15 protein-coding genes are annotated in these 14577 nt (G+C 35.9%); 13 read left to right on the forward strand and 2 right to left on the reverse strand.

Annotated features, from left to right (window positions below):
* The first annotated feature begins 7 nt into the window (after positions 1 to 7).
* The 11 genes from RCJ96_RS03140 to glcK all read left to right on the forward strand — a co-directional run bounded on the left by RCJ96_RS03140 (position 8) and on the right by glcK (position 11826).
* Positions 8 to 2128 carry a peptidoglycan D,D-transpeptidase FtsI family protein gene (locus RCJ96_RS03140; RefSeq protein WP_074610554.1) on the forward strand — a complete coding sequence of 707 codons (2121 nt, stop codon included), beginning with the start codon at positions 8 to 10 and terminating at the stop codon, positions 2126 to 2128.
* Positions 2129 to 2450: 322 nt separating this feature from the next.
* Positions 2451 to 3368, forward strand: a complete 918-nt coding sequence (gene phoX, locus RCJ96_RS03145) for a phosphate ABC transporter substrate-binding protein PhoX (protein WP_074610551.1) — start codon at positions 2451 to 2453, stop codon at positions 3366 to 3368.
* 27 nt (positions 3369 to 3395) lie between these two features.
* Positions 3396 to 4346 carry a phosphate ABC transporter permease subunit PstC gene (pstC, locus tag RCJ96_RS03150; RefSeq protein ID WP_000323875.1) on the forward strand — a complete coding sequence of 317 codons (951 nt, stop codon included), beginning with the start codon at positions 3396 to 3398 and terminating at the stop codon, positions 4344 to 4346.
* A gap of 1 nt (position 4347) precedes the next feature.
* Positions 4348 to 5214, forward strand: a complete 867-nt coding sequence (gene pstA / locus RCJ96_RS03155; protein WP_001242545.1) for a phosphate ABC transporter permease PstA — start codon at positions 4348 to 4350, stop codon at positions 5212 to 5214.
* Between the two features lie 28 nt (positions 5215 to 5242).
* Positions 5243 to 6058, forward strand: coding sequence for a phosphate ABC transporter ATP-binding protein (gene pstB / locus RCJ96_RS03160; protein WP_000226683.1), 816 nt, complete (start codon positions 5243 to 5245; stop codon positions 6056 to 6058).
* A gap of 168 nt (positions 6059 to 6226) precedes the next feature.
* A complete protein-coding gene (gene phoU, locus RCJ96_RS03165) occupies positions 6227 to 6883 on the forward strand; it encodes a phosphate signaling complex protein PhoU (RefSeq protein WP_000251231.1) in 657 nt (218 codons plus the stop codon).
* Positions 6884 to 7262: 379 nt separating this feature from the next.
* On the forward strand, positions 7263 to 9617 hold the full coding sequence (locus RCJ96_RS03170) for a sugar phosphate nucleotidyltransferase (protein ID WP_316149250.1): 2355 nt from the start codon (positions 7263 to 7265) through the stop codon (positions 9615 to 9617).
* Positions 9618 to 9686: 69 nt separating this feature from the next.
* A complete protein-coding gene (gene rpmG, locus RCJ96_RS03175) occupies positions 9687 to 9836 on the forward strand; it encodes a 50S ribosomal protein L33 (protein WP_001265616.1) in 150 nt (49 codons plus the stop codon).
* Positions 9837 to 9940: 104 nt separating this feature from the next.
* On the forward strand, positions 9941 to 10519 hold the full coding sequence (locus tag RCJ96_RS03180; protein WP_061132151.1) for a 5-formyltetrahydrofolate cyclo-ligase: 579 nt from the start codon (positions 9941 to 9943) through the stop codon (positions 10517 to 10519).
* Between the two features lie 103 nt (positions 10520 to 10622).
* Entirely contained in the window at positions 10623 to 10823 is a 201-nt protein-coding gene (locus RCJ96_RS03185) for a YqgQ family protein (RefSeq protein ID WP_000949156.1), read from the forward strand.
* A 19-nt stretch (positions 10824 to 10842) separates the two neighbouring features.
* Positions 10843 to 11826, forward strand: coding sequence for a glucokinase (glcK, locus tag RCJ96_RS03190; protein ID WP_000391706.1), 984 nt, complete (start codon positions 10843 to 10845; stop codon positions 11824 to 11826).
* Between the two features lie 80 nt (positions 11827 to 11906).
* On the opposite strand, the gene RCJ96_RS03195 is transcribed toward glcK, so the two are convergent.
* Positions 11907 to 12080, reverse strand: coding sequence for a DUF2759 domain-containing protein (locus tag RCJ96_RS03195; RefSeq protein WP_000524853.1), 174 nt, complete (start codon positions 12078 to 12080; stop codon positions 11907 to 11909).
* Positions 12081 to 12250: 170 nt separating this feature from the next.
* Here RCJ96_RS03195 and RCJ96_RS03200 point away from each other — a divergent pair, with 170 nt between their 5' ends.
* Together RCJ96_RS03200 and RCJ96_RS03205 are read left to right on the forward strand one after the other, a co-directional pair.
* Positions 12251 to 12880, forward strand: coding sequence for an MBL fold metallo-hydrolase (locus tag RCJ96_RS03200; protein WP_000871248.1), 630 nt, complete (start codon positions 12251 to 12253; stop codon positions 12878 to 12880).
* A gap of 9 nt (positions 12881 to 12889) precedes the next feature.
* Positions 12890 to 14002, forward strand: a complete 1113-nt coding sequence (locus RCJ96_RS03205) for a class I SAM-dependent methyltransferase (RefSeq protein WP_074610544.1) — start codon at positions 12890 to 12892, stop codon at positions 14000 to 14002.
* 143 nt (positions 14003 to 14145) lie between these two features.
* Here RCJ96_RS03205 and RCJ96_RS03210 read toward each other — a convergent pair whose 3' ends face one another.
* Positions 14146 to 14436 carry an ArsR/SmtB family transcription factor gene (locus RCJ96_RS03210; RefSeq protein ID WP_000894375.1) on the reverse strand — a complete coding sequence of 97 codons (291 nt, stop codon included), beginning with the start codon at positions 14434 to 14436 and terminating at the stop codon, positions 14146 to 14148.
* Positions 14437 to 14577 lie beyond the last annotated feature (141 nt).

Raw genomic sequence — 14577 nt, forward strand, 5'->3', positions numbered from 1 at the left:
GGTTTGTATGGGCAAGAAGCAGAAACAACAAAAGAAAAAGACTCACGTTCCTTTTCGGTTAAACGTGCTGTTTTTCTGCGTGTTTTTAATGTTCTCCGCGGTTATTGTAAGGCTTGGTTATGTACAAATTGTTCGCGGTGAGGAATATAAGAATGAAGTGGAGAGGAAAGAAAACTCGACGATAAGTAATCCTGTACCACGTGGGAAAATATTTGACCGTTATGGGCGAGCTGTAGTAGATAATGCAGCTGTACGTACGATTACATTTACAAAAATGAAAGGATCAACTGCAGAGGCTCGCTTAGAAACAGCGAAAAGATTAGCAGATTTGATTGAAGTACCGACAGATAAATTAACAGATCGCGATAAAAAAGATTATTGGCTTGCTATTCATAAAGAAGAAGCGCAAGAAAAAATTACGAAAAAAGATCGTCAAGAGCTTAAAGATAAAAAAATTGACGATAAAGAATTAGATGAGCGTCAACGAAATCGCGTGACGGAAGAAGAAGTGAATCAATTATCCGCAAAAGATTTAGAAGTGCTAGCGATTAAAAGCAAAATGGACGGCGGATATGCGATGACGCCACAAGTCATTAAAAAGGATGCTACAGAACAAGAATATGCGATTATTAGTGAAAATCTAGCAACATTACCAGGGGTAGATACGAATGTCGATTGGGATCGAAAGTATGTTTATGATGATTTATTCCGAAGTGTACTTGGCGGCGTGTCAACGTCTGATGAAGGTTTACCGAGAGAAAGACTAGATTACTATCTTGTTCGTGATTATAATCGAAATGACCGCGTAGGGAAAAGTTATCTTGAGCAGCAATATGAAGATAGTTTGCACGGTAATAAAGCGGAAGTGAGAAATATTACAGATAAAAACGGTAATATTTTAGAAACGATTAATGTATCAAAAGGGCAAAGTGGTAACAATCTGAATTTAACAATTGATATGGAATTACAAAAGCGTGTAGAAGAAATTATCACGAAAAATTTATTGAGATATAAAGGGGGACAACCTCTTTTAGATCGCGCATTCGTTGTAATGATGAATCCAAAAAATGGTGAAGTTTTATCTATGGCAGGGAAACAGTTAGTGGAAGAAAATGGCGAAACGAAAGTGCAAGATTTCGCATTAGGAACGATGACAAGTTCTTATCCGATGGGATCAACTGTAAAAGGTGCGACAGTACTTACAGGATATCAAACAAAAGCGATTCAACCGGGTTCCTACCAACTGGATGAACCAATCGTATTGAAAGGAACGCCGAAAAAATCTTCTTGGAAGACGATGGGATCTATTAATGATCTGACAGCATTAAAAATGTCTTCTAACGTATATATGTTTAAAACAGCGATGAATATCGCAGGTGTTCAATATGTGAGAGGTGGTACGTTAGATATACCACAAAAAGCATTTGATACGATGCGCTATTATTTCGGACAGTTTGGACTTGGTGTAAAAACAGGTATCGATTTACCAAACGAATCTGCGGGTCAAATAGGTAGAGGAAATCAGCCTGGTTTCTTATTAGATTTATCAATTGGACAGTATGACACATATACGCCACTTCAATTAGCACAATATGTTTCAACAATTGCAAATGGTGGTTACCGTATGCAGCCGCAAGTTGTAAAAGAAATTCGTCAACCGGAAGCGAAACAAGGCGAAGTTGGAAAAGTCGTTCACTCAATGGAACCAAAAGTACTAAACCGTATTGATATGCCTGAATCACAAATTAAACGTGTTCAGGAAGGATTTAGACAAGTATTTAATGAGTCTGGTGGTACAGCTGCGAAATACTTTACAGGCGCATCATATAAAGCTGCTGGTAAAACAGGTACAGCTCAAACTGTGTATGGCGGAGATAAAGAGATTGGTAGAAAAGCAAACGGTGAGCGTAAAGAAACATATAACTTAACATTAGTAGGTTATGCGCCACTTGAAGACCCTGAAGTAGCATTTTCTGTTGTTGTACCTTGGGTAGATGATAAATCAGGTATTAACGGATATATTAGTCGTGACATTATGGACGCGTACTTTGATTTGAAAAAGGTAGAAAATGGCGAAGCTACACAAGAGGAAATAGATAAGAAAAATAAAAAGCAAGATGATGAATAAAAAAGTTGTAAAAAAAGCACACTATCTGAAAAGATAGTGTGCTTTTTTTTTTGATTCATGCATACGTTTTAATAAAGTGGACAAGCAGATCATATCGGAATTTTAAGGGGCCTCGCAAATAATACGTATGCATTCACTATGGAAGTTATGGACCAATCCTCAGTGAAGATGAACAGTGGCTACGGATTAATAATTTACCTAATGTTGATTCTTGTGGAACTTTACAAAACTTTTACAAACAATTAAAACCGAATTAATAGTTTAGCAGTATTCTTATATCTGTAATCCTGTTATTTCCGGTTACTTCTAGGAGGAAGAACACGTGAAATGGATAAGTGCATCAATTAAAGTTTTCATACTGTCGACATGTTTCTTTTATGTTGGCACGTCTACTGCATTTGCTGTGAATGAAATGGGAGAAGTGAGAGTTGATGGATCCTCAACGGTTTTTCCTATTATAGAAGCAGTAGCGGAGGAATATACAAAGGTGCATCCGAACGTGAAAATTTCCATCAGTGTTTCTGGAACAGGAGGAGGATTTAATCGTTTCAGTAAAGGAGAAGTAGATATAAATAATGCTTCGAGAGTAATGAAACAAGTGGAAGAAAATGAAATGAAGAAAAACTCCATTCAGTTTACACCGTTTGAAGTCGCTTATGACGGCCTTACGATCGTTGTGAATCGTCAAAATACTTGGGTAGATAATATGACGGTAGACGAGTTACGTCTATTATGGAGTGAAGATGAAAGTGAAAAGCGATGGTCACAAATTCATTCATCATGGCCACGTGAACAGGTAAAGTTTTATGCGCCAGGTGTAGACTCTGGTACGTATGATTATTTTCAAAATGTCATCTTACAAAAAAGTCGCATTGTAAAAAAAGTCTCTTTGTCTGAAGATGATCAAGTTATTATGCAAGGGGTAATGAATGATAAAAATGCCATTGCTTTTGTAGGATATGCTTATTATATGGCCAATCGAGATAAGGTGAGAGCAATAAAAGTGAATGGTGTACTTCCGACGAAAGATACCATCCAATCAGGTGAGTATAAGCCGTTATCTAGGTCGCTATTTGCTTATGTGAATCATGCATCTATCCGAAATAAAATGAATGTAGCAAATTATATTGAGTTTATGATTCAGCATGTTGGTAATCTTGCTGAAGAGGTTGGATATGTAAAATTACCAAAAGAAAAATACAATGAACAACTGCGGATGTTAACAGAAATAAAAAGGTAATGTCAGGGTGGAAAGGAGTTTTCATCTTTGGCTTATAATGACAAAAGTCAAATTACATTTTCTGTACAACATTTGATTGAAAGAAATACAAAACATAGAAAAAAAACGCAGCGAATCAATCGAATTGTTCCATTATTACTAAAAATAATTGCTAGCGTGTCTATTGCGACGACACTTGGAATTATTTTTACGCTTTCTAATGAAACAATAATGTTTTTTAAAAAAATATCATTGCTCTCCTTTTTGACAGAGAAAGAATGGTTACCTTTTTTTGAAAATCCTAAATTCGGTATATTACCACTTATATGTGGAACGGTACTTGTAACAGCAATCGCTATGTGCGTAGCAGTTCCTATCGGTTTAGCGTGTGCCGTATTTTTAAGTGAATATGCTTCAAACAGTGTAAGGAAAGTATTAAAACCGATGTTAGAACTATTAGCAGGTATCCCGACAATTGTATATGGCTTTTTTGCATTAACAGTTGTTACACCGCTTTTACAACGGATTATACCTGATTTACAGTTTTTTAATGCGATTAGTCCAGGTATTGTTATTGGCTTTATGATGATACCTACAATTGCATCTCTGTCTGAAGATGCAATGAGAGCTGTAGCAAAAGGAACGAAAGAAGCTTCGTTGGCACTTGGAGCAACTCGGTTTGAGATGGTAAAACAAGTCGTGTTTCCTTCAGCTTTCGCAGGGATTATGGCAGCGATTATATTAGCTGCTTCAAGAGCAATCGGTGAAACGATGATCGTTGTAATTGCAGCAGGGTCCACACCGAACGTATCTCTCGATCCGACACACTCTATTCAAACGTTAACAGCTTATATTGTGCAAGTGAGTTTAGGTGATGCTCCGCATGGAACAATTACTTATTACAGCATGTACGCTGTAGGCGCAACGTTATTCTTGTTTACTTTTATAATGAACATCATTTCGCAGTTTATTATGCGCCGCTTTAGGAGGGTGACATAATATGCGCATGTTGAATCATAAAAAAATACAAGAAAATATGGCATCACGTTTTTTAAAAGATCGAATTTACAAATTGTTATTTTATATGGCAATTTTGTTTTCAATAGTAATCCTGCTTATTTTGCTTTTTCAAATTTTTGAAAAAGGTGTCAGTTACCTTTCGTTAGATTTCTTTACAAACTTCGCTTCGCGTAATCCGAAAGAAGCTGGGATTGCTGCAGCTTTGTCAGGAACAATATTATTTATGAGTATTGTTATACCACTCTCCTTTATATTTGGGGTCGGAACTGCTCTTTATTTAGAGCAATATGCGAAGGAATCTATATTTAAAAAGGTAATAGAAATTAATAATCAAACGTTAGCGGGAGTACCTTCCGTCGTATTTGGATTACTCGGCTTAACCATTTTTGTATACGCTCTTCACTTAGGTGAGAGTATTATTGCAGCGGCACTGACGATGAGCTTACTCGTCTTACCGACAGTTGTTGTAGCGAGTCAAGAAGCGATACGATCTGTACCGAGGTCATTATTAGAAGCTTCTTACGGGTTAGGTGCTACGAAGTGGCAAACGATGTATCAAGTTGTATTGCCATATGCGTTCCCAGGAATTATAACAGGTTGTACGTTAGCGATATCAAGAGCGATTGGAGAAGCGGCACCGTTATTAGTTATCGGGGCACTTGCATTTGCAAATTATGTTCCGTTTAGTATGTTTGATAGATTTACAGTTTTACCAATTCAAATTTTTAATTGGATGAGTAGACCACAGGAAGAATTTCAGTATGTAGCAGCTGCTGGGATGATTGTTTTGTTAGGTTTGTTGCTCTTGATCAATATAGTTGTTCTATGGTTACGAAATCGAAAATAAGTTGGAAATGGATGAAAGGGGAATTCAAATGGTAGCAACAGTAGTAAATGTACAGGTGAAAAACGAGGAGAAAATCGAGACTGCGCCAAAGAAAGTAGTATTTGATACGAAAAACTTAAATTTATGGTATGGAGAAGACCATGCTTTAAAAGATATTAACTTAAGTATTCATGAGAATGAAGTTACAGCAATTATCGGGCCAAGTGGTTGTGGTAAATCAACGTACTTAAAAACATTAAATCGTATGGTAGAGTTAGTACCAATCGTGCGAACTACAGGCGTAATTGAATATAGAGAGCGCAATATATTTGATAAATCATATCCAGTTGAAGAATTACGAACACATGTAGGAATGGTGTTCCAAAAACCAAATCCATTTCCAAAATCTATTTATGAAAATGTAGCATATGGCCCGAAAATTCATGGGATTAGCGACAAGAAAACGTTAGATGAAATTGTTGAAAAAAGTTTACGTGGAGCAGCGATTTGGGATGAGTTAAAAGATCGTTTGCATGATAATGCATACGGTTTATCTGGTGGACAGCAACAGCGTCTATGTATTGCACGTTGTTTAGCGATTGAACCAGACGTTATTTTAATGGATGAGCCAACATCAGCACTAGATCCAATTTCAACATTAAAAGTAGAAGAATTAATTCAAGAGTTAAAGAAAGATTTTAGTATCGTTATCGTAACGCATAACATGCAACAAGCTGCGCGCATTTCAGATAAAACTGCTTTCTTCTTAAGTGGAGAAGTTGTGGAGTATACAGATACAAATAAATTATTTACGACACCTTCAGATAAGCGTACAGAAGATTATATTACAGGCCGATTCGGTTGATGTCGCTAGCAAGGCTAAGAGCAAATACCCTCTTAACAGAGGGTATTTCTTATTTTTACCTTATTTAAGATAGGAGAAGTAATACTTCTCCTATCTTAAGGTTTATTATAAGTAGGCTAGGTAGGAGAGTTATATATAGTGGCACATAATATTGAGGGGGAAGAAACAATGGTACGAGAACAATTTCAATGTGATTTAAAAACGTTACAGCAAAAGGTGATTGAGCTTGGTGAACTAGCGAGAGAAGCTTTATTGCTTGCTATGGAAGGGCTTCATAAAAAGGATGTAGAGAAAGCGTTAGAGGTAATAGATGGTGATTATCGTATGGATAATTTAGAAGAGGAAATAAATGATCTTGCGCTTATGCTCATTACGAAGCAGCAACCTGTAGCAAGTGATTTAAGAAGGATTTTCATTTCAATTAAAACAGCGACAGATTTAGAACGGATTGCAGATCATGCTGTTAATATTGCGAAATCAACCATTCGTCTCGGGGAAAAAGACGTGTCTGTTAGTTTGCACAATCTTGATGAGATGTTTGCGATTGCAAATAAGATGTTACAGTTAGCGCTAGATGCATATGAGCAAGAAAATTTAACTTTTGCGAAGCAAATTGCCGAAATGGATGATTCTGTTGATGAAATATATGGGAAAGCGATTCGTGAATTTATATCTTCAGTTCCAGAACAACCAGAAGCAATTACACAAATTACACAATTATCCTTTGTAGCGAGATATATCGAACGTGTAGCAGACCATATTACAAATATTGCTGAAAATGTTTTTTATTTAGTAAAGGGAAAGCATTACTTATTAAATGAATAAAGAAAAAAGCAGGTGAAACATCACCTGCTTTTTTTAGTCAAAACATGACAAAAAAAGCTCGTTGTTTCCTTTAGTTTATGATGATAAGATGTATCATAATATAATGGAAAAAATAGGGCGTATATGTTATTCGCTTATTAAGTAATATTTTAAAAGTTAATAGTAAGCGCTTTCTTCGGTTATTGAAAGGTGAATGTATATAAGGGGAACTTTACTGCCTGCCGGCCCGATTGGTCAAGGCTAATAATCAATAGGGGATGAAGAAAACTCCCACTGATTAAAGTTTCACTTTATTTTATACTGCTAGTTAATGCTGGGTAGATAATATACATATCGTATATGAAGTTACTGAACATTATATAAGTGGAGGCTGAAGTATATGAAGGGGGTTATTTTAGCTGGAGGAAAAGGACGACGCCTTAGACCATTAACATGTAATACTCCAAAGCCGATGTTGCCATTATTAGAAAAGCCAGTTTTAGAATACAACATTGAATTATTGCGTCAGCATGGTATACGTGAGATTGCAATTACTGTTCAGTATATGAGTGCGGCTATTAAGCAATATTTTGGTGACGGTAGCAAATGGGGCGTTAACTTGTACTACTTTGAAGACTCTCCACCGCTTGGAACTGCAGGGAGTATCAAACAAGCGGAAAAATTTTTGGATGAACCGTTTGTTGTCATAAGTGGGGATGCGTTAACTGATTTTCAATTATCAGAAGGAATTACGTTTCATGAACAAAAGAAAAGAATGGTAACTATGTTTGTAAAGGAAGTAGAAAATCCACTCTCATTTGGTTTAGTTGTAATGAACAAAGAACAAGAGGTTACACGATACATAGAAAAACCGAGTTGGAATGAAGTAGTCTCTAATATTGTGAATACAGGTATATATATTATGGAGCCAGAAATTTTTTCTTACATACCGCCCCGAGAATTTTTTGATTTTAGTCAAGATGTGTTTCCGTTATTGGCAAATAAGAACGCATTATTTGCATATTTGTCAGAAGGTTACTGGTTAGATATCGGTACATTTGATCAATATCGACAAGCACAATTTGATTTGTTAACGAAAAAATTGCAAGTACCTATCCCATATACGGAAGTATTACCGATGGTATGGATGGGAGAAGGGGTAACGATTGGAAAAGGAACGAAAATTCATGGTCCTTCTTTTATTGGTGAAGGAGCAAGAATTGGTGCTGGATCTGTAATTGAGCCATACTCTATTATCGGGAAAAATAGTGTTGTTTCAAGTTATTCTCATCTTCAAAAGAGTATTATTTTTGCAAATGCGCACATTGGGAAATATTGTGAGTTACTAGAAACGACAATAGGAGAACATACAATGGTGGAAGATGATGTTACATTGTTTCAAAAAAGCATTGTAGCGGACCATTGTCATATAGGGAAAAGTACGGTAATTAAGCAAAAGGGAAAACTATGGCCATATAAGGCGATTGATAGTCATTCGGTAGTAGGATCGGCTGGTGTTCAAGAAAGTGAGAAGAGTGCAGGATGGTTGCAAAAAAGCCGCATTGTAGGAAGAGGTAATGTGGAGATTACGCCTCAATTTATTGTAAAGGTTGCGATGGCGTACGGATCTCTTTTTACAAAAGGGGAAAGTATATTAATCGGGAGTCAAGAACATATAGAAACGACTTCTTATAAAAATCTTTTTCTTCATGCAATTCATGGTATTGGGATTCATACGATGGAATGCAAAGAAATGAACGAATCACTTTTTCAGTACAGTATTCAAGATTTGCAATGTACGGGCGGGGTTTTCATTCAAGCGGAAAAAGAAAAAGAGATTGTTATAAAGTTGTATGGTAAGGATGGGGCACAGTTAACGTATAAGCAGCAAAAAGCGATAGAACAAGTGTATATGTCTGAGTCGTTTTATTACGTATGTGAGAAGGAAATGGGGCGGAATAAGCTAGTACACGTTTCTTTACATAATTATATAGAGGCTGTATTAGAGCGTATTGATATTGAGAAAATAAAAAAACAGAAGTTCCATCTTCTTATTAATAAGAGAAATGATATGTTACAGCATTTGCTTATGCTCTTTTTGCAAAGGCTCGGATGCACAGTTACGTGGATTTATGCGGGCGAACAAAAGGATCATGTGAAAGCTTTGATGAAATCAAGTAAAGCAAATATGGCGCTTATGTTTTCAGAGCAAGGAAATTATTTCGAGTTATATGATAATCATAGTAATATTTACCAAGGGACGGATTTTGAAGAGATTGATATTCCAGATTTATTACTGGAATCGGCAGGAAATATTTACCCAATGTCTTTGAAATTAGGAGAATGTTATCTTCTATTTTATACGCAGGATGAAAAAAAATCGTTTCAAGCGAGATGGAAGCGAGATATTTTATATCGAATTGGAAAATTATTCGAGTTAATAGCATTGCAGGGAAAAACCTTTCTCAGCATAGTAGAGCAATCCCCGCCGCTTTATTTACTTTGTGATGAAGTTGTATGTTCGTGGAATGAAAAAGGGAAGGTGATGAGGAAATTATTGGCTGATATCGAAAGGAAGGAAGAAGGCATATTTGAAGGAGTACAGTTCAAATATACCGAAAAAGAGTGGTCTTATATCGTTTCTGACACAAAACAACCGAAATTTTTAGTGTATTCACATGCTAGAAACCCAGTAATAGCAAGGGAAAACATGAAAAATCTTATAGAAAAAATTAGACAATATCAAAAGGTGTAGAATTTTTATTTTAAAAGTGGTATTATAGTATAGTCTGATTTAAGTTATTAGTACTGGAGGGAAATAAGAATGCGTGTGAATATTACTCTAGCATGTACAGAATGCGGAGATCGTAACTATATCTCAAAGAAAAACAAACGTAACAACGCTGAGCGTATCGAGCTTAAAAAGTATTGCAAGCGTGACAAGAAGTCTACGTTACACCGTGAAACAAAGTAAGCAGTAGGAATATTTTCCTACTGTTTCTTTTTTTATTCGATTCCTCTCTTAAAAGTGATACACTATCATCGTAGAGCAAAGTATCACTGTGAGGGGGAAAATGTGTGAGAGAAGAGAAACTACGTTTACGTAAACAAATAATAGAGCACATGAATTCTTTATCAAAAGAACGGTATACAACTTTATCAGAGCAAATTGCATTTTCGTTGTATGCACAAAAAGAGTGGGCTGAAGCTAAAACAATTGGAATCACTCTTTCAATGGAAAATGAAGTGAATACATATCCTATTATCGAAAAAGCTTGGGAAGAAGGAAAGAAAGTTGTTGTTCCGAAGTGTAATAAAGAAACAAGAACAATGTCCTTTAGGCAAATTAGTAATTTTGATCAATTGGAAACAGTGTATATGAATTTACGTGAGCCAATTCCAGCGCTTACGGAAGAAGTGAATGCAGATGAAATTGACCTTCAAATTGTACCAGGTGTAGCTTATACAGAGCGAGGAGAACGGATTGGATATGGTGGTGGCTATTATGATCGTTATCTCATGCATTATAAAGGGAAAACGCTATCATTAGCTTATAGTTTTCAAATGGTAGACCATATTCCAATAGAGCCGTTTGATAAAAATATAGAAAAAATTATTACAGAAAAAGGAACAATGGTTAAAAATGGGCTTGTATAGACAAATAAAAATTGACGAGACTTTTTCTTCTTGATTATAATAAAATATGTGAACGTTTTCTTATTATAATTTTTTATAGTAAGTGAGCATAGAGGGTGATGAAATGTTATCTATATATGATATTCAGCAATTGCTAAAGAAATTTGGTACGATTATTTATACAGGAGATCGAATTGCAGATTTACAATTAATGCAAGATGAATTGCGTGAATTAAATCAATCACAGCTAATCGATTCACAAGACTATCAAACAGCTTTATTTTTATTGAAGCAAGAAATTCAAAAAGAGCTAAATAAGAATTAGATAAAGGTAGGTAAGTAACATGGAAGAGAAATGGTTAGTTGGTGTTGACCTTGGTGGTACAACGATTAAATTAGCATTTATTAATGTATACGGTGAAATTTTACATAAGTGGGAAATCCCTACGAATACAAATGAGCAAGGAAAACATATTACACTTGATGTAGCGAAAGCAATTGATAAAAAGTTAGAAGAGTTAGGCGAATTAAAAAGTAAGTTAATCGGTATTGGTATGGGAGCTCCTGGCCCTGTACACGTGGCGTCTGGAATGATTTATGAAGCGGTTAACTTAGGATGGAAGAACTATCCGTTAAAAGATTTATTAGAAGTAGAAACAGGATTACCTGTTGTGATTGATAATGATGCGAACTTAGCAGCGCTTGGTGAAATGTGGAAAGGTGCTGGTGAAGGAGCAAAAGATTTAATTTGTATGACGCTTGGCACTGGTGTTGGCGGCGGTGTAATTGCCAATGGAGAGATTGTACACGGCGTAAGCGGTGCTGCTGGTGAAATCGGACACATTACAGTCGTTACAGAGAATGCTTTCCCATGTAATTGCGGGAAGTCTGGTTGCCTAGAAACTGTAGCATCTGCAACAGGTATTGTGCGTGTTGCTATGCAAAAAATACAAGAGACTGATAAAGAAAGTATTCTACGTTCTATGTTAGCAGAAGAAGGACGTATCACATCAAAAGACGTATTTGAAGCACATGGACAAGGTGATGAACTAGCAGGCGAAGTAGTAGAAAAGGTAGCTTCTTATTTAGGATTAGCTGTAGCGAACCTTTCTAGCACGTTGAACCCAGAGAAAATCGTTATTGGCGGAGGCGTTTCTAAAGCTGGAGATGCACTTTTAGAACCAATTCAACGCTATTTTGAGCAATATGCTTTCTCACGTGCTGTAAAGAGCACGAAGTTAGCTATTGCAACACTTGGTAATGATGCAGGTGTTATCGGAGGAGCTTGGCTTGTAAAAAAGCACAAATACGAAGCGAAGATGATATAAGTTGTGAAGTATGAAAAGAGGAAGGGGAAACCCTTCCTCTTTTTGTGCGAAATCTTGATGAAGACGAGCATGTAAATGAATTAAGCTGCTGGTGGGTACCCGTTATATAGAACAGTCATGATTGTAAACCATCCGAAAACGAGTACAGTTGCAATTGCAAAGCCGCCCGCGAGAAAATTCTTTTCGCGAAGTGTTCTAAGCGTAGCAAATACAGCTAACAGAGTGACAAGCGTAAAAATAATAACAAGGCCCATACAATATCCTCCTCTGTCTACCCATTCCTTAATATGAGTTTTTGGAATATTTACTCTTTTATATTGTACATGTTTTAAAAATGATTGTCGAGATAGCATCCTTTCTTTTCCTAAGAGAAAAAAATGTTGTATCATTGAAAGTAAGTTTAATAATTGGAGGAGATTTTCATATGAAATGGATACAAATGCCGTTAGGCCCATTACAAACAAATGCTTATATTTTAACGAATGAGCAAAATGAGTGTATTATCTTTGATCCTGGTCACGAAGGAGAGAAGCTCGTTACATATTTACAAGAAGAACAATTAAAGCCACTGGCTGTTTTATTAACACATGCTCACTTTGATCATATTGGTGCTGTTGATGCGGTAAGAGACGCTTTTCATATTCCTGTGTACGTACATAAAGAAGAAGCAGATTGGTTAGGCGATGCAACTGTAAATGGTTCTCAAATCTTTATGATGAATCGCAGCATTACAGCAAAACCAGCAGATCATATTATTGATGCAGAAGGTGCATTAGCAATTGGTTCATTTAACTTTGAAATTTTTGAGACACCAGGACATTCTCCAGGCAGTATTTCTTATTACTGTAAAGAGGCGAATGCTGTATTTTCTGGAGATGTATTATTCCAAATGAGTATTGGAAGAACAGATTTACCTGGTGGAAGTTTTGCAGAGTTGATTGGAAGTATTGAAGAGAAATTATTTGTATTACCTGATGAAACAGCGGTGTTATGTGGACATGGTCCAGAAACAAGCATTGGTTTTGAAAAAGAAAATAATCCATTTTTACAGTAAGGAGCTAGTATGGGGATGGAGCTCATTTTAAAAGAATGGATGGAAAAAGAAAAGGATTATTCAATTTCATACAGTACATATATGAACCTCGCATTATATGCAGAGGAACATGGATATTATATGAAAGAACGTGAAAAAATAGGAAGACAAGGGGATTTTTTTACAAGTAGCAACGTATCCTCTGTGTTTGCAAAAACTTTTGCTAAGTTTTTTATTCGTCTTGTTGAAAATGGTGAAGTTGCTCCACATATTTGTGAGATTGGTGGGGGGACAGGAAGGTTTGCCTATGATGTTTTACAAGAATGGAAGCAATTATCACCGGAAACCTTTATTGATTTAAACTATTCGATAATTGAAATGAGCCCTTTTCATAGAAAATTGCAGCAAAAGACTCTTTGTTCGTTTTCTAATGTGTCATATTATACGTCGCATAGTGAAATGGGAGAATCGTTCGAGGGGATTCTTTTTTCGAATGAGTTATTTGATGCATTTCCTGTTGAAGTAATTGAGAAGAGAAATGGAATATTGTATGAAGTACGTGTTACGTACACAGAGGAAGGGAAACTTGCAGAAGTATGTAGGCCGTTACATAAAAGAATTGGTCGATACTTATTGAAATATAATATTCATCTCGCTGAAGGCCAGCGTTTTGAAGTGCCAATTGCGATGGAAGAATATATAAAAGAAATTGCGAAATGGTTTCAACGAGGTGTATGTATTACAGTTGATTATGGATATACAAAAGAAGAATGGATGCATCCTGCACATCAAGAAGGTAGTTTACGAGGATATTACGAGCATAAGTTAATTCGTAATCCTTTAGCGTATCCAGGTGAAATGGATCTTACTACTCATATTCATTGGGACGAACTGAAAGAAATGTTTAGCCTGCAAGGTATGAATATGGTATGGCATAAGAAACAATCTGAGTTTTTGTTAGCAGCAGGAATACTAGAGCTGCTTACGAATCATCAAGATCGGAATCCTTTTTCTGAAATTCAAAAACAAAATCGTGCAGTTCATTCTATGATTTTGAGCGGAGGATTAGGGAGTGCATGTGATGTTGTTATACATACGAAACATATGCAACAGTTACACTTGGGTCGGTATTTGAAAATATAAAAAACAAGACACAGCATAGTTCTGTGTCTTGTTTTTTAATACGACTTATGTAGCATCATATATTTCCTCTCATGATATATATTTATATTAAAGATATGAGATAAAAAATATAAAATACGTCCTTTTTCTCTGTCTATGAGTCCCTAACCCAATAATACGCGAACGAGTTGAATAATTGTCTCGTTTTCTACTTTGTAATAAATTTCCAATCCTTTTCTTTCACTTGAAACGATTTTAGCACTTTTTAACTTTGCTAAATGCTGTGAAATTGTAGATTGTGGCATGTTTAAGCCAGTGTACATTGTAGAAACGTTGCTTGGACCGCGTTCAATTAATCCTTTTACAATACATAAGCGAACAGGATGAGCAAGTACTTTCAATAATTCTGCATTGCTTTCATATAGTTCTATTTCTTTTTGAAAGGTTTCTAACATGTTCTTTTCCACCTCCGTGTGAGCTGTTATACCATACTATACATACCAAAAAATTAAAGAAAAGAAAACAGTTGTTGCAGAAAAACATTCCTAAAGTAAAGAAATTGTAAGAAAAGAGACCCTGATGTAAATAAAGTAGAT

Source organism: Bacillus sp. BSL6, from assembly GCF_052928345.1.

Bases quoted from the DNA above. Each gene is read 5' to 3' on its own strand.
- RCJ96_RS03170 (WP_316149250.1), top strand. From the start codon at position 7,263: ATGAAGGGGGTTATTTTAGCTGGAGGAAAAGGACGACGCCTTAGACCA.
- RCJ96_RS03205 (WP_074610544.1), top strand. From the start codon at position 12,890: ATGGGGATGGAGCTCATTTTAAAAGAATGGATGGAAAAAGAAAAGGAT.
- RCJ96_RS03140 (WP_074610554.1), top strand. From the start codon at position 8: ATGGGCAAGAAGCAGAAACAACAAAAGAAAAAGACTCACGTTCCTTTT.
- RCJ96_RS03200 (WP_000871248.1), top strand. From the start codon at position 12,251: ATGAAATGGATACAAATGCCGTTAGGCCCATTACAAACAAATGCTTAT.
- pstB (WP_000226683.1), top strand. From the start codon at position 5,243: ATGGTAGCAACAGTAGTAAATGTACAGGTGAAAAACGAGGAGAAAATC.
- rpmG (WP_001265616.1), top strand. From the start codon at position 9,687: ATGCGTGTGAATATTACTCTAGCATGTACAGAATGCGGAGATCGTAAC.
- RCJ96_RS03185 (WP_000949156.1), top strand. From the start codon at position 10,623: ATGTTATCTATATATGATATTCAGCAATTGCTAAAGAAATTTGGTACG.
- RCJ96_RS03210 (WP_000894375.1), bottom strand. From the start codon at position 14,436: ATGTTAGAAACCTTTCAAAAAGAAATAGAACTATATGAAAGCAATGCA.
- pstA (WP_001242545.1), top strand. From the start codon at position 4,348: ATGCGCATGTTGAATCATAAAAAAATACAAGAAAATATGGCATCACGT.
- phoU (WP_000251231.1), top strand. From the start codon at position 6,227: ATGGTACGAGAACAATTTCAATGTGATTTAAAAACGTTACAGCAAAAG.
- glcK (WP_000391706.1), top strand. From the start codon at position 10,843: ATGGAAGAGAAATGGTTAGTTGGTGTTGACCTTGGTGGTACAACGATT.
- RCJ96_RS03195 (WP_000524853.1), bottom strand. From the start codon at position 12,080: ATGGGCCTTGTTATTATTTTTACGCTTGTCACTCTGTTAGCTGTATTT.